Source organism: Aromatoleum buckelii (genome assembly GCF_012910785.2).
GTDB lineage: Bacteria > Pseudomonadota > Gammaproteobacteria > Burkholderiales > Rhodocyclaceae > Aromatoleum > Aromatoleum buckelii.
Genome location: NZ_WTVH02000009.1, coordinates 458,514 through 473,880 on the forward strand (window position 1 = coordinate 458,514; position 15,367 = coordinate 473,880).

General features: G+C 64.1%; 15 protein-coding genes. 10 read left to right on the top strand and 5 right to left on the bottom strand.

Features of this window, described 5'->3' with window-relative positions:
• Window positions 1–18: 18 nt before the first annotated feature.
• Complete coding sequence (locus GO608_RS08300) at window positions 19–1,383, top strand: protein kinase domain-containing protein (RefSeq protein ID WP_169197427.1); 1,365 nt, start codon at window positions 19–21, stop codon at window positions 1,381–1,383.
• Between the two features lie 33 nt (window positions 1,384–1,416).
• Here the strand turns inward: GO608_RS08300 and GO608_RS08305 are convergent, their stop codons facing one another.
• The 3 genes from GO608_RS08305 to hrcA are packed head-to-tail and all read right to left on the bottom strand — an operon-like array spanning window position 1,417 to window position 3,964.
• Window positions 1,417–1,809: a phage holin family protein gene (locus GO608_RS08305; protein ID WP_169197426.1), complete on the bottom strand. Its 393-nt coding sequence runs from the start codon at window positions 1,807–1,809 to the stop codon at window positions 1,417–1,419.
• Between the two features lies 1 nt (window position 1,810).
• On the bottom strand, window positions 1,811–2,908 hold the full coding sequence (gene hemH, locus GO608_RS08310; protein WP_169197425.1) for a ferrochelatase: 1,098 nt from the start codon (window positions 2,906–2,908) through the stop codon (window positions 1,811–1,813).
• A 27-nt stretch (window positions 2,909–2,935) separates the two neighbouring features.
• Window positions 2,936–3,964: a heat-inducible transcriptional repressor HrcA gene (gene hrcA, locus GO608_RS08315; protein ID WP_169197424.1), complete on the bottom strand. Its 1,029-nt coding sequence runs from the start codon at window positions 3,962–3,964 to the stop codon at window positions 2,936–2,938.
• A gap of 91 nt (window positions 3,965–4,055) precedes the next feature.
• Between hrcA and GO608_RS08320 the strand changes: the two genes are divergently transcribed.
• A complete protein-coding gene (locus GO608_RS08320; RefSeq protein ID WP_169197423.1) occupies window positions 4,056–4,940 on the top strand; it encodes an NAD kinase in 885 nt (294 codons plus the stop codon).
• A gap of 38 nt (window positions 4,941–4,978) precedes the next feature.
• On the top strand, window positions 4,979–6,649 hold the full coding sequence (gene recN, locus GO608_RS08325) for a DNA repair protein RecN (RefSeq protein ID WP_169197422.1): 1,671 nt from the start codon (window positions 4,979–4,981) through the stop codon (window positions 6,647–6,649).
• A 55-nt stretch (window positions 6,650–6,704) separates the two neighbouring features.
• On the opposite strand, the gene fur is transcribed toward recN, so the two are convergent.
• Window positions 6,705–7,148 carry a ferric iron uptake transcriptional regulator gene (gene fur / locus GO608_RS08330; RefSeq protein WP_011238530.1) on the bottom strand — a complete coding sequence of 148 codons (444 nt, stop codon included), beginning with the start codon at window positions 7,146–7,148 and terminating at the stop codon, window positions 6,705–6,707.
• Window positions 7,149–7,268: 120 nt separating this feature from the next.
• Between fur and GO608_RS08335 the strand changes: the two genes are divergently transcribed.
• From GO608_RS08335 to GO608_RS08360, 6 genes are all read left to right on the top strand, one after another.
• Window positions 7,269–7,685, top strand: a complete 417-nt coding sequence (locus tag GO608_RS08335; RefSeq protein WP_169197421.1) for an outer membrane protein assembly factor BamE — start codon at window positions 7,269–7,271, stop codon at window positions 7,683–7,685.
• 70 nt (window positions 7,686–7,755) lie between these two features.
• Complete coding sequence (gene dapB, locus GO608_RS08340) at window positions 7,756–8,562, top strand: 4-hydroxy-tetrahydrodipicolinate reductase (RefSeq protein ID WP_169197420.1); 807 nt, start codon at window positions 7,756–7,758, stop codon at window positions 8,560–8,562.
• A gap of 166 nt (window positions 8,563–8,728) precedes the next feature.
• Window positions 8,729–9,874 carry a glutamine-hydrolyzing carbamoyl-phosphate synthase small subunit gene (carA, locus tag GO608_RS08345; protein ID WP_169197419.1) on the top strand — a complete coding sequence of 382 codons (1,146 nt, stop codon included), beginning with the start codon at window positions 8,729–8,731 and terminating at the stop codon, window positions 9,872–9,874.
• 55 nt (window positions 9,875–9,929) lie between these two features.
• Window positions 9,930–13,157, top strand: a complete 3,228-nt coding sequence (gene carB / locus GO608_RS08350) for a carbamoyl-phosphate synthase large subunit (RefSeq protein WP_169197418.1) — start codon at window positions 9,930–9,932, stop codon at window positions 13,155–13,157.
• The gene (gene greA, locus GO608_RS08355) at window positions 13,154–13,630 is read left to right on the top strand and encodes a transcription elongation factor GreA (protein WP_169197524.1); all 477 of its coding nucleotides are present in this window, start codon (window positions 13,154–13,156) and stop codon (window positions 13,628–13,630) included. The genes carB and greA overlap by 4 nt, the downstream gene beginning before the upstream one ends.
• A gap of 55 nt (window positions 13,631–13,685) precedes the next feature.
• Window positions 13,686–14,150, top strand: coding sequence for a DUF4149 domain-containing protein (locus tag GO608_RS08360; RefSeq protein ID WP_169197417.1), 465 nt, complete (start codon window positions 13,686–13,688; stop codon window positions 14,148–14,150).
• A gap of 22 nt (window positions 14,151–14,172) precedes the next feature.
• Here GO608_RS08360 and GO608_RS08365 read toward each other — a convergent pair whose 3' ends face one another.
• Window positions 14,173–14,643, bottom strand: coding sequence for a YhbY family RNA-binding protein (locus GO608_RS08365; RefSeq protein ID WP_169197416.1), 471 nt, complete (start codon window positions 14,641–14,643; stop codon window positions 14,173–14,175).
• 39 nt (window positions 14,644–14,682) lie between these two features.
• Between GO608_RS08365 and rlmE the strand changes: the two genes are divergently transcribed.
• Window positions 14,683–15,306, top strand: coding sequence for a 23S rRNA (uridine(2552)-2'-O)-methyltransferase RlmE (gene rlmE, locus GO608_RS08370; RefSeq protein ID WP_169197415.1), 624 nt, complete (start codon window positions 14,683–14,685; stop codon window positions 15,304–15,306).
• Window positions 15,307–15,367: the final 61 nt, after the last annotated feature.

Sequence of the window (15,367 nt, forward strand, 5' to 3'; positions counted from 1 at the left end):
GGAAGGCATGGAACGAGGATGAGCGAGATTCCGCACAGCATCGGAAAATACCGGGTCCTCGAGGAGGTCGGGCGCGGTGCGACCGCCACCGTCTACAAGGTGGACTCCCCGGATGACCCGGAGCCGCTGGCCGTCAAGCTCGTCCGCTTCCAGGACAAGGCCAGGGACGAGGCGAAGTGGAACCGTCGCCTGCTGAAGCTGCTGAAGGCCGAACAGGCAGTCGTCAGCCGCCTCGACCATCCGAACATCGTCCGCATCCATGAAGTCGTCACCGAGCCGGACCAGGCTTACGTGGTGATGGAGTATTTCCCCGGCGAGTCGCTCGAACGCTACTGCAGCTTCGAACGCCTGCTGCCGATTCATCGCACGATCGGCATCGTCTTCAAGTGCTGCATGGCGCTCGATCACGCATACCGGCAAGGCGTTGTCCACCGAGACATCAAGCCGGCCAACATCCTTGTCGACGAGAACGACAACGTAAAGATCACCGATTTCGGCCTGGCGCTGAACATCAACAAGAAGGTCGAGACCGACTCGACTTTCATCATGGGCGTCGGTTCGCCCGCCTACATGAGCCCCGAGCAGATCAAGGGCTACCCGCTGAACCAGAAAACCGATCTGTATTCCCTCGGCGTCGTGCTGTTCCATTTGCTGACGGGTCGCTTGCCGTTCCGTGCGGCCAATCCGGCGCAGCTGATCTACAAGATCATCAATGCGGACCCTCCGCTGGTTTCGCAGCTGAACCCGGACATGCCGGAGTTGATGAACACGGTGCTGCGCAAGGCGCTGGAGAAGGATCTTTACTCGCGCTACCGCAACGGCGCCGAGTTTGCGAAGGACCTGTCGGCGGTGCGCTACAAGATCGTCGTCGACGACGACGGGCCGCAGGACACGACGCGGTTCGCGACCCTGCGCAAGCTCGCGTTCTTCACCGAATTCGACGATGTGGAGCTGTGGGAGGTGCTGCGCACTTCGACCTGGCGCAGCGTCGGGGCCCGGACGACGCTGATTCGCGAACGCGACGCCGACCAGCGCTTCGGCGTGGTGGTGGCTGGCGAAGTGGAGCTCTCCGTCGAAGGGCGCCGGGTGCAGCGGCTCGGCCCGGGAGAGGTCTTCGGCGAGCTGGCGTGGCTCGACACGATCGACCACCGGCATCCGCTCAGTGCGGTCGCGGTGGCGCCGACGACTTATATCGAGATCAACCCGGCGGCGCTGGCCCTGGCGACCGAAGAGGTCCTGGAACTTTTCCGTCGGCTGCTCGCGACGACGGTTGCGCGGCGACTCGCGCGGGTCGCGCGGGAAGTTGCCAGGCATTGCGAGCCGGCCGTTATCGGCGATCTGACCGCAACCGGCGGGCTCGACCTGCAGATCCTCGATGACTGAGCCGGGAAAATCGCAGGGCCCGCGAGGCCATGATCAATTCCGGCGCCCGGTGACGATGCGGACCTGCCTGCCGTCGCGCCCGCTCAGCGCCACGCTCGCGAGCCAGGTGAGCAGGCTGTAGAGCAGTGCGGCCCAGAAGGCCGTCCAGAAGTCCGGGACGTACACGCCACCGACGAGGCTCGCGACGGCCCAGAACAGCAATGCGTTGATCACCAGCGTGAACAGCCCGAGTGTCAGCAGTGTGATCGGCAGCGTGATGAAGATCAGGACCGGCCGGATCAGCGTATTGATCAGCGCGAGCAGCAGCGCGGTGACGAGCGCTGCGGCATAGCTGTCCACGCGCAGGTCGGTGATGACTTCCGGGAGCAGCATCAGCGCGACCGCGTTGAGCAGCCACTGCAATGCGAGTCTGAAACGAGGATCCATTTCAGCGCTCCGCTCCTGCGGCACGTGCCCGTTGCGCGGTTGCCGCGAGGCGTTCCGCCGCTGGCGCAGGCGCTTCCAGCCAGTCGCCGATCCGGCTGCGGACGAGGTCGGTCAGTGCCGCTATCCAGTCATGTCGCTCGTTGAGGCAGGGAATGTAATGAAAGGCCTTGCCGCCGGCGCCGAGGAACGCGGTCCTGCATTCGAGGGCGATTTCCTCGAGGGTTTCGAGGCAGTCCGAAGCAAACCCCGGGCAGATCACATCGACGCGGTCGGTTCCTTTGCGGCCGAGTGCTTCGAGGGTCGGCTGGGTGTAGGGTTTCAGCCATTCCGCCTTGCCGAAACGGGACTGGAAAGTGAGCTGCCAGCGCTCGGGCGGCAGGTCGAGCTTCGCGGCGAGCAGGCGGGCCGTAACGTGGCACTCGCAGTGGTAAGGATCACCAAGGTCGAGCGAGCGCTTTGGTATGCCGTGAAAGCTCATCACGAGCTGGTCGGGTTCGCCGTGTTTTGCCCAGTGGTCGCGTACGCTCTTCGCGAGCGCTGCGACGTAGCCGGGGTGATCGTGGAAGTTCCGCACATAGCGGATCTCGGGCAGGTTGCGCCAGTGGGTCAGGCAGCGCGCGACCTCGTCGATGACGCTCGCGGTGGTGCTCGCCGCATACTGGGGATACAGCGGTACGACGAGAATTCGGCTGCAGCCGTCGGCTTTCATGCGGACGAGCGCATCGGCTATCGAAGGCGCCCCATAGCGCATCGCCCAGTCGACGACGACGCCGGTGACCCCTGCATGGCCGAGATATCCGGCAAGGAGCTTTGCCTGTCGTTCGGTGTGGACCTTGAGCGGGGAGCCGGCGTCGCTCCAGACGGCCGCATATTTCTCGGCCGATTTCTTCGGGCGCAGGTTGAGAATGACACCGTTCAGAATCGGCCACCAGATCACGCGCGGGATCTCGACGACGCGCGGGTCGGAGAGGAATTCCTTGAGATAAGGGCGAACCGCCGCGGCCGTAGGCGCTGCGGGGGTGCCGAGATTGACGAGCAGGACGCCGGTGCGCTCGGGCGTGCCATGGGTGTGGGCGGGTTCGGGCCAGTAACGGGCCATGCAAGTCCTTTGGGGCGGCCGAAGCGTTCAACCGGGGTTCGAGAGCGCGTTCGACAGGAGGCGCGCCGTGATGTCGACGATCGGGATGACCCGATCGTAGGCCATGCGCGTCGGGCCGATGACGCCGACCGAACCCACCACTTTGCCGTTGACTTTGTAGCCCGCGGTGACGACGCTGCAGCCGTCGAGTTGCGAGAGCCCGGATTCGTCGCCGATGAAGATCTGCACGCCCTGCGCGCGGTTCGAGAGGTCGAGCAGCTGCATCAGGCCGGTCTTCTGCTCGAAGAGCTTGAACAGTTTGCGCAGGCGCGCCATGTTCGACGACAGATCCTCGACGTCGAGCAGGTTGGTTTCGCCCGACAGCACATAGCTCGCGCTGTCCTCTTCGGCGGCCGCATTGCCGGCCTCGACGGCGGCCGTCATCAGTTCGCTCATGTCGCTGCGCAACTGCTTGAGTTCGTCGCGGATGCGGGCGCGGATGTCGTCGAATCCGAGCCCGGCGAAGTGCTCGGTGAGATAGCTTGCCGCCTCGGCGAGTTCCGCCGGCGAATAGGCGCGGCGCGTGATCAGAATGCGGTTCTGCACGTCCCCCGCCGTGGTCACGATGATCAGCAGGATGCGGTTCTCGGCGAGGCTGATGAACTCGATCTGCCGGATCTTCACGGTATCGCGACGCGGCGATACGACCACGCCGGCGAACTGGGTGAGTTCGGACAGCAGGTGCGACGCGGAATTCATCAGGCGCTGCGGCTGATCGGGCTGCAACTGGCCCTTGAGTTCGCGCACGCGCGCCTGCTCGAGCGGCTGCACGGTCAGCAGCGAATCGACGAAGAAACGGTATCCCAGGGCGGTCGGGATGCGCCCGGACGAGGTGTGCGGGCTGGTGATGAAACCCATCTCCTCGAGGTCGCTCATCACGTTGCGCACCGTCGCCGGTGACAGCTCGAGGCCGGAATAGCGTGAAAGCGCACGCGAGCCGACCGGCTGACCTTCGACGATGTATCGTTCGATCAGGGTCTTCAGCAGTATCTGTGAGCGGGGGTCTAGCAGCTTCATGATCCGTTACGCACTATTGCGATGATTCTAACAGCCTGAGGACGAGCGCTGTCGTCTGCCAAGGCATTACGCGATGTGGTTTAATCCGCGCATGAGCAAGAACTTCCGCGTCGTTGCACTGATCGGCAAGTACCAGAGCCCCGACGTGGCGGAGGCAGTGCTGCGCATCGCCGAATTCCTGCGAGTGCGCGGACTTGACGTGTGGATCGAGCAGGGAACTGCAAGTTCCATTGGCATGGCCGGTCAGTTCGCCGTGGCGAGCTACGACGAGATCGGCGCCCAGGCCGATCTCGCGGTCGTGCTGGGGGGCGACGGCACGATGCTCAACACCGCACGCCGGCTGTCCCAGCACGGCGTGCCGCTGGTCGGAATCAACCAGGGCAGGCTCGGTTTCCTCACCGACATCTCGCGCGATGAAGCGTTGCCGAAACTCGCCGAGATCCTCGAGGGACGCTACATCGAGGAATCGCGGGCGATGCTCGACGCTGAAGTGCTGCGGGCCGGCCAGCGCGTATTCCAGACGCTCGCGCTCAACGATGTCGTGATCAACAAGGGCGACCTAGGCCGGATGATCGAGTTCGATCTGTCGATCGACGGCGAATTTGTCTATACGCAACGTTCGGACGGGATGATCCTGGCGACCCCGACGGGTTCGACGGCATACGCGTTATCCGCCAACGGGCCGATCCTCCATCCGAACGTCGGCGGGATCGCGCTGGTGCCGTTGTGTCCTCACGCGCTCACCGCGCGTCCGGTCACGTTGCCGGACACTTCCCATATCGAGATCGTGCTGTTGCCCCAGCATGACGCCCGGATACATTTCGATGGCCAGGCCCGCTTCGACGCCCGCGCGGGCGACCGGCTGCGAGTTACCCGTTCGCCCGATGTCGTCCGCCTGTTGCATCCGCAGGGCTACAGCTATTTCGCCATGCTGCGCGAGAAGCTCCACTGGAGCGCGACGCCGCGTCGTCCCTGACTGACATACCACCAACCTTTTTCAACCCTCCACCGCTCATGCTCCGTCGCCTGACCATTCGGGATTTCGTGATCGTCGACCGCCTCGAGCTCGAGTTCGAAGCGGGGTTCGGCGCGTTGACCGGGGAAACCGGGGCGGGCAAGTCGATCCTGCTCGACGCACTCGGCCTTGCCTTGGGCGGGCGTGCCGACGCCGGGGCAGTACGCACGGGATGCGGCAAGGCGGATATCGCGGCCGAGTTCGACCTGCCGCTGTCGAGCCCGCTCAACGAGTGGCTCGCGGGGCAGGATCTGGCGGCGGATGACGGAGCGGTGATCCTGAGACGGGTGGTCGAAGCCGGCGGGCGCTCGCGAGCCTGGCTCAATGGCGTGCCGGTCACGCAGGGGCAGTTGCGTGAAGCGGGCGACTGGCTTGCCGACATTCATGGCCAGCACGCCCATCACGCGCTGCTCAAGCCCGACGCGCAGCGCGCATTGCTCGACATGCACGCGGGCGCTGCGCCGCTCGCCGCGGAAGTCAGCGCACGTTTCCACGCGTGGCAGCGTCTCGTCGAACTGCGTCGTGCGGCGGACCACGATTCGGCGGCGTCCGAGCGTGAGCGTGAACTCCTTGCCTGGCAGATACGCGAACTCGACGAGCTCGCGTTCAGCACTGAGGAGTGGGGCCGGATCAATATCGAACATGCACGTCTTGCCCACGCGGCGGGTTTGATCGAGGGAGCGGACGAAGCGCTCGCGACGCTCGGTGAAGGCGATCTCGCGATCGCTTCGCAGCTGCGCCACGTCAGCGTCCGGGTCGATGGCATGGCCGAGATCGATTCCGATCTCGCCGACGTCCGCGATCTGGTCGCCGGCGCGGCGATCCAGGCCGATGAGGCGCTGCACGCGCTGCGGCGCTATCGCGAGCGGCTCGACCTCGATCCTCAGCGCTTGGCCGAGATCGAGCGCCGCATCGAGGACGTCATGACGCTGGCGCGCAAGCACCGCGTGGCCCCCGACGAGTTGCCGAACCTCCGCGCTGACTGGGCGCGAAAACTCGACGATCTCGTCTCGCGCGCGGATCCGGCCCGCCTTGCCGAAGAGGAAAAGCGCCTCCACGGCGAATACGAGGCAGCGGCCCGGCGTCTTTCCGCAGCACGTATGCCGGTAGCCGAAGCTTTATCGCGCGACATCACCGACGCGATGCAGACGCTGGCGATGGCGGGCGGAAAATTCGAAGTGGCGCTCGAAGCCTGTGCCTCACCGATGGCCTACGGCTTGGAGTCAGTCGAATTCCGCGTCGCCGCGAATCCGAACCAGTCACTGCGCCCACTCGCGAAAGTCGCGTCGGGGGGCGAGCTGTCGCGCATCGGACTCGCAATCCAGGTCATCACCAGCCGCGACTCCGCAACGCCGACCCTGATATTCGACGAGGTCGATGTCGGGATCGGCGGGCGCGTCGCCGAGATCGTCGGCCAGTTGCTGCGCCGGCTCGGGCAGGAGCGCCAAGTGCTGTGCGTGACGCATCTGCCGCAAGTGGCGGCGGGCGCCGACTGGCAATGGAGCATCGCCAAAGTGCAACGCGGATCGGAAGTCCTGAGCACGGTTCGCGTGCTCGACAGGGAAGCGCGGGTCGAGGAGATCGCCCGCATGCTGGGCGGCGTGAACATCACCGAGACGACCCGCCGTCACGCCGCGGAAATGCTCGGGGCGGAGTCGTCCGGAGGTTGATCGCAAGGCCCTCTGCCGCTACCGCGAAAACCGCCGGGAAAGGGGGGCCTCCTGCTCAGTCTTCCTCTTCCAGCTTGCGGTTCGGACAGTCCTTTCTCAGGCAGTCCGCGTACAGATAAAGCGCGTGTTCGCGGACGATGAAACCGCGCTCTTCGGCGATCCTGTTTTGTCGCCGCTCGATTTCCGCGTCGAAAAACTCTTCCACCTTGCCGCACTGCACGCACACGAGGTGATCGTGATGGCCGCCTTTCTTGAGTTCGAACACTGCCTTGCCCGACTCGAAATAGTGCCGTTCGAGCAGGCCCGCCTGCTCGAACTGGGTGAGCACGCGGTAAACCGTCGCCAGGCCGATATCCATTCCCTCCGCAATCAGGAGACGATAGACGTCTTCGGCAGTCAGGTGGCGCAGATCGGACGTCTGGAATAGATCGAGGATCTTCAGGCGCGGATAAGTGGCCTTGAGGCCGATGTTTTTCAGGTTTTCCGAATTTTCTGACATGGTCGCCCCGCTGGGTGGCCCCGGAGCCAAGAAGTCATGGCTCGTGCCCGCATATGATATATTTTTTCGCCTTTGCCTGAACGATACGCCGTCTGGCGCCACCGACCAAGAACTCCATCCATGCGCTTCGTGACTCTCCTGCCGGCTGTCGCCGCCTTCGGCCTGTTGGCCGGTTGTTCCATCAGCTCGCTCACCGACCAGATCAATCCCTACCGTATCGACGTGCGGCAGGGCAACTACGTGGATCAGGAAATGGTGGCCAGGCTGAAAAAGGGCATGACGCGCGAGCAGGTGCGGTTTGCGCTCGGCACGCCGCTGATCGTCGACGTGTTCCATCCCGATCGCTGGGATTACGTTTACCGCTTCCAGCCCGGCAGGGGAGAACCGCAGCAGCGCACGCTGAGCGTTTTTTTCGTCAGCGACCGGCTCGATCGCGTCGAAGGGGACATCGAGCCGGGCGATGCGCAAGCCGCGACGGCTGCGCCGCAGGCCGAGCGCAGCCGAGTCGTCGAGATCGCGCCGGCCGCCGAGGATTGACCCGGGTGGCCTGGAAGCGATCGCGCATCGCGCGAGGCTCCCGATCATGTCGAGCAAAAGGAATTCATTGATGTTGCCATTGCGCATTGCCATAGCGGGTGCATCCGGCCGGATGGGCCGGATGCTGATCGAAGCCACGCTGAAGGAGGAGGGAGCGGTGCTCGCTTCGGCCTTCGACCGTCCCGGCACAACTTTCATCGGACGCGACGCCGGCGAACTGTCCGGAAACGCGACCGACGTTCTCATCACGGACGATCCGCGCGCCGCGATCGCCGCGGCCGACTGCGTCATCGATTTCACGCGTCCGGAAGGCACCCTCGCGCACCTTGCCATCGCGCGCGCACTCGGCAAGGCGATGGTCATCGGCACCACCGGCTTCTCGCCGACCGAGAAGGAAGCGATTGCCGCCGCGGCGCAAGCCATCCCGATCGTGTTCGCGCCGAACATGGCAGTGGGTGTGAACGCGGTGTTCAAGCTGCTCGAAGTGGCTGCCCGCATTCTCGACGACGGCTACGACGTCGAAGTGATCGAGGCGCATCACCGCTTCAAGGTCGATGCTCCGTCGGGTACCGCGTTGCGCATGGGCGAAGTGGTCGCACGCGAACTGGGGCGCGATCTGGAAACCTGCGCGATTTACGGGCGCGAAGGGGTGACCGGGGAGCGCAAGGCCGAGACGATTGGTTTTTCGACGATTCGCGGCGGCGACGTCGTCGGGGATCACACCGTTCTGTTCGCCGGTATCGGCGAGCGTATCGAGATCACCCACAAGTCCGGCAGCCGCATGCCGTATGCTTCCGGTTCGCTGCGCGCGGCGCGTTTTCTCGCGGGGCGTTCGAGTGGCCTGTTCGACATGCAAGACGTGCTCGGCCTGCGCTGATTCGGCCCGGACTGCGAGGGGCGCGATTGCCTCGACAGGCGCGAAACGCTATAATTAGCGGCTTCTTGAAAGCGGGATTGGCCGGTCGGCTCGTCCCGTTTTTTTCACGTTCGGGGTGGCTCGATAGCTTTTCCCGTGTCTTTTCGGCTGAATTCAGGAGTTTGTCGTGACTGCTTCCCCGCCCGCCCTACTAGCGCTTGCCGACGGGACGGTATTTTTTGGCAAGGGAATCGGTGCGGCCGGCAGCACGGTCGGTGAGGTGGTGTTCAACACCTCGATGTCCGGTTATCAGGAAATCCTCACCGACCCGAGCTACTGCCGCCAGATCGTAACGCTGACTTATCCGCATATCGGCAACACCGGCATCAATCGGGAAGACGTCGAAGCGGGGCGTGTTCACGCCGCAGGTCTGGTGATCCGCGACCTGCCGATACTGCCGTCGAATTTCCGCATGGATCAGACTCTCGATGCCTATCTCAAGGCCGAGAACATCATCGCGATCGCGGGGCTCGACACCCGCAAGCTGACACGCGTGTTGCGTGAAAAAGGAGCGCAAGGCGGCTGCCTCGTCACTGCCGCCGACGGTGCCACTTTGAATCCCGAGGCTGCGATCGCCGAAGCTCGCGCGTTCCCCGGTCTTGCCGGCATGGACCTGGCCAAGGTCGTCTGCGCCGAAAGCCCGTACCAATGGACCGAGGGCGAGTGGGCGCTCGGCAGCGGCTACAGCGAGCGGGGAGACGGGCGCTACCACGTCGTCGCGTACGATTACGGCGTCAAGCGCAACATCCTGCGGATGCTCGCGAGCCGGGGCTGCAGGCTCACTGTCGTGCCGGCACAGACTCCGGCTGCCGAAGTCTTCGCGCTCAATCCGGATGGCGTTTTTCTGTCGAATGGGCCAGGCGATCCGGGCGCCTGCGATTATGCGATCGCGGCAGTGCGCAAGTTCCTCGAGCGCGGCATCCCCACCTTCGGCATCTGTCTCGGCCACCAGTTGATGGCGCTTGCGGCCGGCGCCAGGACGGTCAAGATGAAGTTCGGCCACCATGGCGCGAACCATCCGGTCAAGGATCTCGAATCCGGGCAGGTCCTGATCACGAGCCAGAACCATGGCTTCGCGGTCGATCCCGACACCCTTCCGGTGAATGTCCGCGCAACGCATGTGTCGCTCTTCGACGGCAGCCTGCAGGGGTTCGCCTGGAACGACGTGCCGGCGTTCTGCTTCCAGGGACATCCGGAAGCGAGTCCGGGACCGCACGACGTGTCTTACCTGTTCGACCGTTTCATCAGGATGCTCGAGACGCGCGTCAAGTAATTCGCCAGCGGCAGCCCGGAGTTGCCGCTCATCAACGCAAGACCGAGGTTAGGCAATGCCTAAGCGTACAGACATTCAAAGCATACTCATCATTGGCGCCGGTCCGATCATCATCGGCCAGGCGTGCGAGTTCGACTATTCCGGCGCGCAGGCGTGCAAGGCGCTGCGCGAGGAAGGCTACAAGGTCATCCTCGTCAATTCGAATCCGGCGACGATCATGACCGACCCGGAAACGGCCGACGTCACGTACATCGAGCCGATCACTTGGCAGGTGGTCGAGAGCATCATCGAGAAGGAGCGGCCGGACGCGCTGCTGCCGACGATGGGCGGGCAGACGGCGCTGAACTGCGCGCTCGACCTCGCGAAGAACGGCGTGCTCGAAAAGTACGGCGTCGAACTGATCGGCGCGTCGCGCGAAGCCATCGACAAGGCCGAGGACCGCCTCAAGTTCAAGGACGCGATGACGAAGATCGGGCTCGGTTCGGCCCGCTCGGCAATCGCACACAGCATGGAAGAGGCGCTGCAGGTGCAAGGCGGCATCGGCTTCCCGGTGATCATCCGCCCGAGCTTCACGCTCGGCGGCACCGGCGGCGGCATCGCCTACAACATGGAAGAGTTCGACGAGATCTGCAAGCGCGGTCTCGAGGCGAGCCCGACGAGCGAGCTGCTGATCGAGGAGTCGCTGATCGGGTGGAAGGAATACGAGATGGAAGTCGTCCGCGACCGTGCGGACAACTGCATCATCGTCTGCTCGATCGAGAACCTCGACCCGATGGGCGTGCATACCGGCGACTCGATCACCGTCGCGCCGTCGCAGACGCTCACCGACAAGGAATACCAGATCCTGCGCAATGCCTCGATCGCGGTGCTGCGCGAGATCGGCGTCGACACCGGCGGTTCGAACGTGCAGTTCGCGATCAACCCCAAGGACGGTCGCATGATCGTCATCGAGATGAACCCGCGCGTGTCGCGTTCGTCGGCACTCGCTTCGAAAGCGACCGGTTTTCCGATCGCGAAGGTCGCAGCGAAGCTTGCCGTCGGCTACACGCTCGACGAGCTCAAGAACGACATCACCGGCGGTGCCACGCCGGCCTCGTTCGAGCCGTCGATCGACTACGTCGTCACGAAGATCCCGCGCTTCGCGTTCGAGAAGTTCCCGATGGCCAACGACCGCCTGACGACGCAGATGAAGTCGGTCGGCGAAGTCATGGCGATGGGCCGCACGTTCCAGGAATCGTTCCAGAAGGCGCTGCGCGGTCTGGAAGTCGGCGCCTACGGCCTCGACGAGGTCGAAGCGGACCGCGAGGACCTCGAGCACGAACTGGCGAACCCGGGCGCGCAGCGCATCTGGTACGTCGGGCAGGCGTTTCGCGAAGGTTACACGCAGGAGCAGGTGTTCAACCTGACGAAGATCGATCCGTGGTTCCTCGCGCAGATCGAGGATATCGTGCTGACCGAGAAGGCGATCACCGGCCGGTCGCTGAAGGCGCTCCAGGCCGGCGAGCTGCGCGAGCTGAAGCGCAAGGGCTTTTCCGACCGCCGCCTGGCGAAGCTGCTCGGGGTCGACGAGACCGCGGTGCGCCTGCATCGTCACGCGAACGGCGTGCGGCCGGTGTTCAAGCGCGTCGATACCTGCGCGGCCGAGTTCGCGACCTCGACCGCGTACATGTACTCCTCGTACGAGGACGAGTGCGAGGCGCGCCCGACCGACAAGAAGAAGATCATGGTGCTCGGCGGCGGGCCGAACCGCATCGGGCAGGGGATCGAGTTCGACTACTGCTGCGTCCATGCTGCGCTTGCGCTGCGCGAGGACGGCTATGAGACGATCATGGTCAACTGCAATCCGGAAACCGTGTCGACCGACTACGACACGTCCGACCGCCTGTATTTCGAGCCGATCACGCTCGAAGACATCCTCGAAATCGTGCATATCGAGAAGCCCGTCGGCGTCATCGTCCAGTTCGGCGGCCAGACCCCGCTCAAGAGGGCGCAGGCGCTCGAAGACAACGGCGTGCCGATCATCGGGACCAGTCCTGACATGATCGACGCTGCCGAGGACCGCGAGCGCTTCCAGAAGCTGCTCAACGATCTCGGCCTCAAGCAGCCGCCGAACCGCACGGCCCGCACGCCCGAAGCCGCAGTGCGGCTCGCGGCGGAGATCGGCTATCCGCTGGTCGTGCGTCCGAGTTACGTGCTCGGCGGGCGCGCGATGGAGATCGTGCACGAACAGAAGGATCTCGAGCGCTACATGCGCGAGGCGGTGAAAGTCTCTAACGAATCGCCGGTGCTGCTCGACCGCTTCCTCAACGACGCGACCGAAGTCGACGTCGATGCGCTGTCCGACGGCAGGCAGATCATCATCGGCGGCATCATGGAGCACATCGAGCAGGCAGGCGTCCACTCGGGCGACTCGGCGTGCTCGCTGCCGCCCTACACGCTCTCGGCGAAGCTCCAGGACGAGCTGCGCCGTCAAACTGAAGCAATGGCTCGGGCGCTGAACGTTTGTGGCCTGATGAACGTGCAGTTCGCGATCCAGGGCGACGGCGACGAGGCGACCGTCTACGTGCTCGAAGTCAATCCGCGCGCCTCGCGCACCGTGCCGTTCGTGTCGAAGGCGTGCGGCCTGCAACTGGCGAAGATTGCCGCGCGCTGTATGGCCGGACAAAGCCTGGCCAGCCAGGGCGTGACCACCGAGATCGTGCCTCCTTACTATGCGGTCAAGGAAGCCGTCTTCCCGTTCGTCAAGTTCCCGGGCGTGGATACGATTCTCGGACCGGAAATGAAGTCCACGGGCGAAGTGATGGGCGTGGGGCGAAGCTTCGCCGAAGCTTTCGTCAAATCGCAACTCGCGGCCGGCGTACGCCTGCCGCAGTCCGGCACGGCCTTCATCAGTGTCAAGCCGACCGACCGGGGCGTCGCGGTCGAAGTCGCGCGCGAACTCCACGAGCTCGGCTTCGGACTGGCCGCGACCCGCGGCACGGGCTCGGCGATCGAGGCCGCCGGCCTTCCCGTCACGATGGTCAACAAAGTCAACGAAGGCCGTCCGCATATCGTGGACATGATCAAGAACAATGAAATCAGCCTCGTGATCAACACCGTGGAGGAAAAGCGGCAGGCGATCATCGATTCGCGCTCGATCCGCACCAGCGCTCTCGCGGCGAAACTCACGGTATTCACCACCATCGAAGGTGCACGCGCCGCATGCATGGGGATGCGCCATCTCGAGGGGCTGCAGGTGTACGGGTTGCAGTCCCTGCATGCCGAACTGAACAAAAAATCATGATCAAGACTCCTCTTACCGTCGCGGGTGCAGAAAAACTTCGCAACGAACTCCACCGGCTGAAAACCGTCGAGCGCCCCAGCGTGATCGCCGCGATCGCCGAAGCACGGTCCCATGGCGATCTGTCGGAAAACGCCGAGTACGACGCCGCCAAGGAACGCCAGGGATTCGTCGAGGGCAGGATCAAGGAGATCGAAGGCAAGATTTCGAGCGCCCAGATCATCGATCCGAAATTGCTCGATGCCGACGGACGCTGCGTGTTCGGCGCTACCGTTGATCTCGAGGATATGGACAGCGGACAGACGGTGACCTATCAGATCGTCGGCGATGACGAGGCGGACCTGAAGGAAAACAAGATTTCGATCAGCTCGCCCATCGCTCGCGCCTTGATCGGCAAGTTTGCCGGGGATATCGCCGAAGTCCAGGCGCCGGGCGGGGTGAGAGAGTACGAGATCATCGACGTTCGCTACGTGTGAGCGGAGCGCCCGCTTCGTACCGCGAGCCTCGTTCGGGCATCAGCCGGGAAACATCGTGAGCCGCCTTTCCGAGCATCTGCTGGTAGTGTTGATCACGCTTTGGGCCGGCGCGCTCTGGTCGATCGGTTACATCGTCGCGCCGACCTTGTTCAACATGCTTTCGGACCGCGCCCTCGCTGGCGACATCGCGGGGCGCCTGTTTGCGCTGTTGGGCTGGATCGGGGTCGGCTGTGCCTTCTACGTGCTGGGGTTCATGCTCATGCGCTGGCGATGGCGAGCGTTCCGGAGCGGCCTGTTCTGGCTGGTCGTGGCGATGCTGCTGGCGACCCTCGCGAGCCAGTTCGGCATCCAGCCGTTGATGGCGCAGATGAAAGCGGACGCGTGGCCGCGCGAGGTGATGGACACCGTGATGCGGGACCGATTCGCCACGTGGCACGGCGTCTCGAGCGTGCTCTATCTCATCCAGAGCGTGCTCGCGTTGCCGCTGGTGCTGGGTGTCCGAAAATTGTTGGGTCGCTGACGGGGGCGTCCCGTCAGGCGAACTATTTGCCGCCGGCCGGCCCGGTTTTACGCGTATAGGTCCGGCTGCGCTTGGCCGCGAGACGCTTCTTGTCCGACGCGGCTTTGATCAACGCGGTGCGACGCGCAGCGGCTGCAAAGGCGCGCGCCGATTTGGCCCTCGCAACGCCTGTGCGCGCACTGGAGGTCATGGGCTTCGCCTGGACGGATTTTTCGGTTTCTTCCCGACGTTGGCGCCAGATGACGAGAATTGTGCCGATGTGCTGGACCGATGAGGCATCGAGAGCCTCGCAGACCGCTTTCATCAGGGCTTCGCGTGCAGCGCGTTCGGCCCCGTGAACCTTGATTTTGATCAGCTCGTGAGCCTGCAGGGAGCGATCGATTTCGCCCAGCACGGCCGGCGTCAAGCCGTTTCCGGCAATGCTGACGACGGGGTTCAGGTGATGGGCGCCGGCGCGCAGTTCGCGCCGCCGGACAGGGGTGATCTCGCTCATACTTTTCTCAAATCTTTCAGGGGCATGGATTTTACTCCGATGAAGCGAACCAAGACCAGCAAGGCGTGGATGCAGGAGCATGTCAACGACCCGTACGTGCAGCGTGCAAAAAGCGAAGGTTATCGGTCGCGGGCAGCATTCAAGCTCCTCGAGCTCGATGAGCGCGATCGCCTGATGCGAAGCGGACTGGTCGTCGTGGACCTGGGCGCTGCCCCGGGATCCTGGAGCCAGGTCGCATTGCGGCGGGTCGGGCGCGAGGGTCGGGTCTTCGCGCTGGACCTTCTCCCGATGGAACCGTTGGGCGGCGTCGAGTTCATCCAGGGTGACTTTCAGGAAGATGCGGTGCTTGCCGAACTCGAGTCGAAGCTCGGCGGGCTACCCGTCGACGTCGTGCTGTCGGATATGGCGCCGAACATGTCCGGCATCGACACGACCGACCAAGCCCGCTCGATCTACCTCGGGGAGCTGGCGCTGGAGTTCGCGGGGCGGCAGCTCAAGCCCGGCGGCAGTTTCGTCGTGAAAGTGTTCCAGGGACAGGGTTTCACCGAGTATCGAAACGAGGCCGCGAAGCATTTCAACGCGCTGCACGTGCGAAAACCGAAGGCCTCGCGCGACCGCAGTGCGGAAGTGTATCTGGTGGGCGTCGGGCACCGCGGCAGTTAAACTTCTCGTCGCAGCGCCAAAACTGCGGAACTCCGCAGTCCGGCACGGACTCTTCCATTGG

Coding starts and splice junctions, on each gene's coding strand:
- GO608_RS08300 (WP_169197427.1), top strand. CDS start 19: ATGAGCGAGATTCCGCACAGCATCGGAAAATACCGGGTCCTCGAGGAG.
- GO608_RS08305 (WP_169197426.1), bottom strand. CDS start 1,809: ATGGATCCTCGTTTCAGACTCGCATTGCAGTGGCTGCTCAACGCGGTC.
- hemH (WP_169197425.1), bottom strand. CDS start 2,908: ATGGCCCGTTACTGGCCCGAACCCGCCCACACCCATGGCACGCCCGAG.
- hrcA (WP_169197424.1), bottom strand. CDS start 3,964: ATGAAGCTGCTAGACCCCCGCTCACAGATACTGCTGAAGACCCTGATC.
- GO608_RS08320 (WP_169197423.1), top strand. CDS start 4,056: ATGAGCAAGAACTTCCGCGTCGTTGCACTGATCGGCAAGTACCAGAGC.
- recN (WP_169197422.1), top strand. CDS start 4,979: ATGCTCCGTCGCCTGACCATTCGGGATTTCGTGATCGTCGACCGCCTC.
- fur (WP_011238530.1), bottom strand. CDS start 7,148: ATGTCAGAAAATTCGGAAAACCTGAAAAACATCGGCCTCAAGGCCACT.
- GO608_RS08335 (WP_169197421.1), top strand. CDS start 7,269: ATGCGCTTCGTGACTCTCCTGCCGGCTGTCGCCGCCTTCGGCCTGTTG.
- dapB (WP_169197420.1), top strand. CDS start 7,756: ATGTTGCCATTGCGCATTGCCATAGCGGGTGCATCCGGCCGGATGGGC.
- carB (WP_169197418.1), top strand. CDS start 9,930: ATGCCTAAGCGTACAGACATTCAAAGCATACTCATCATTGGCGCCGGT.
- greA (WP_169197524.1), top strand. CDS start 13,154: ATGATCAAGACTCCTCTTACCGTCGCGGGTGCAGAAAAACTTCGCAAC.
- GO608_RS08365 (WP_169197416.1), bottom strand. CDS start 14,643: ATGAGCGAGATCACCCCTGTCCGGCGGCGCGAACTGCGCGCCGGCGCC.
- rlmE (WP_169197415.1), top strand. CDS start 14,683: ATGAAGCGAACCAAGACCAGCAAGGCGTGGATGCAGGAGCATGTCAAC.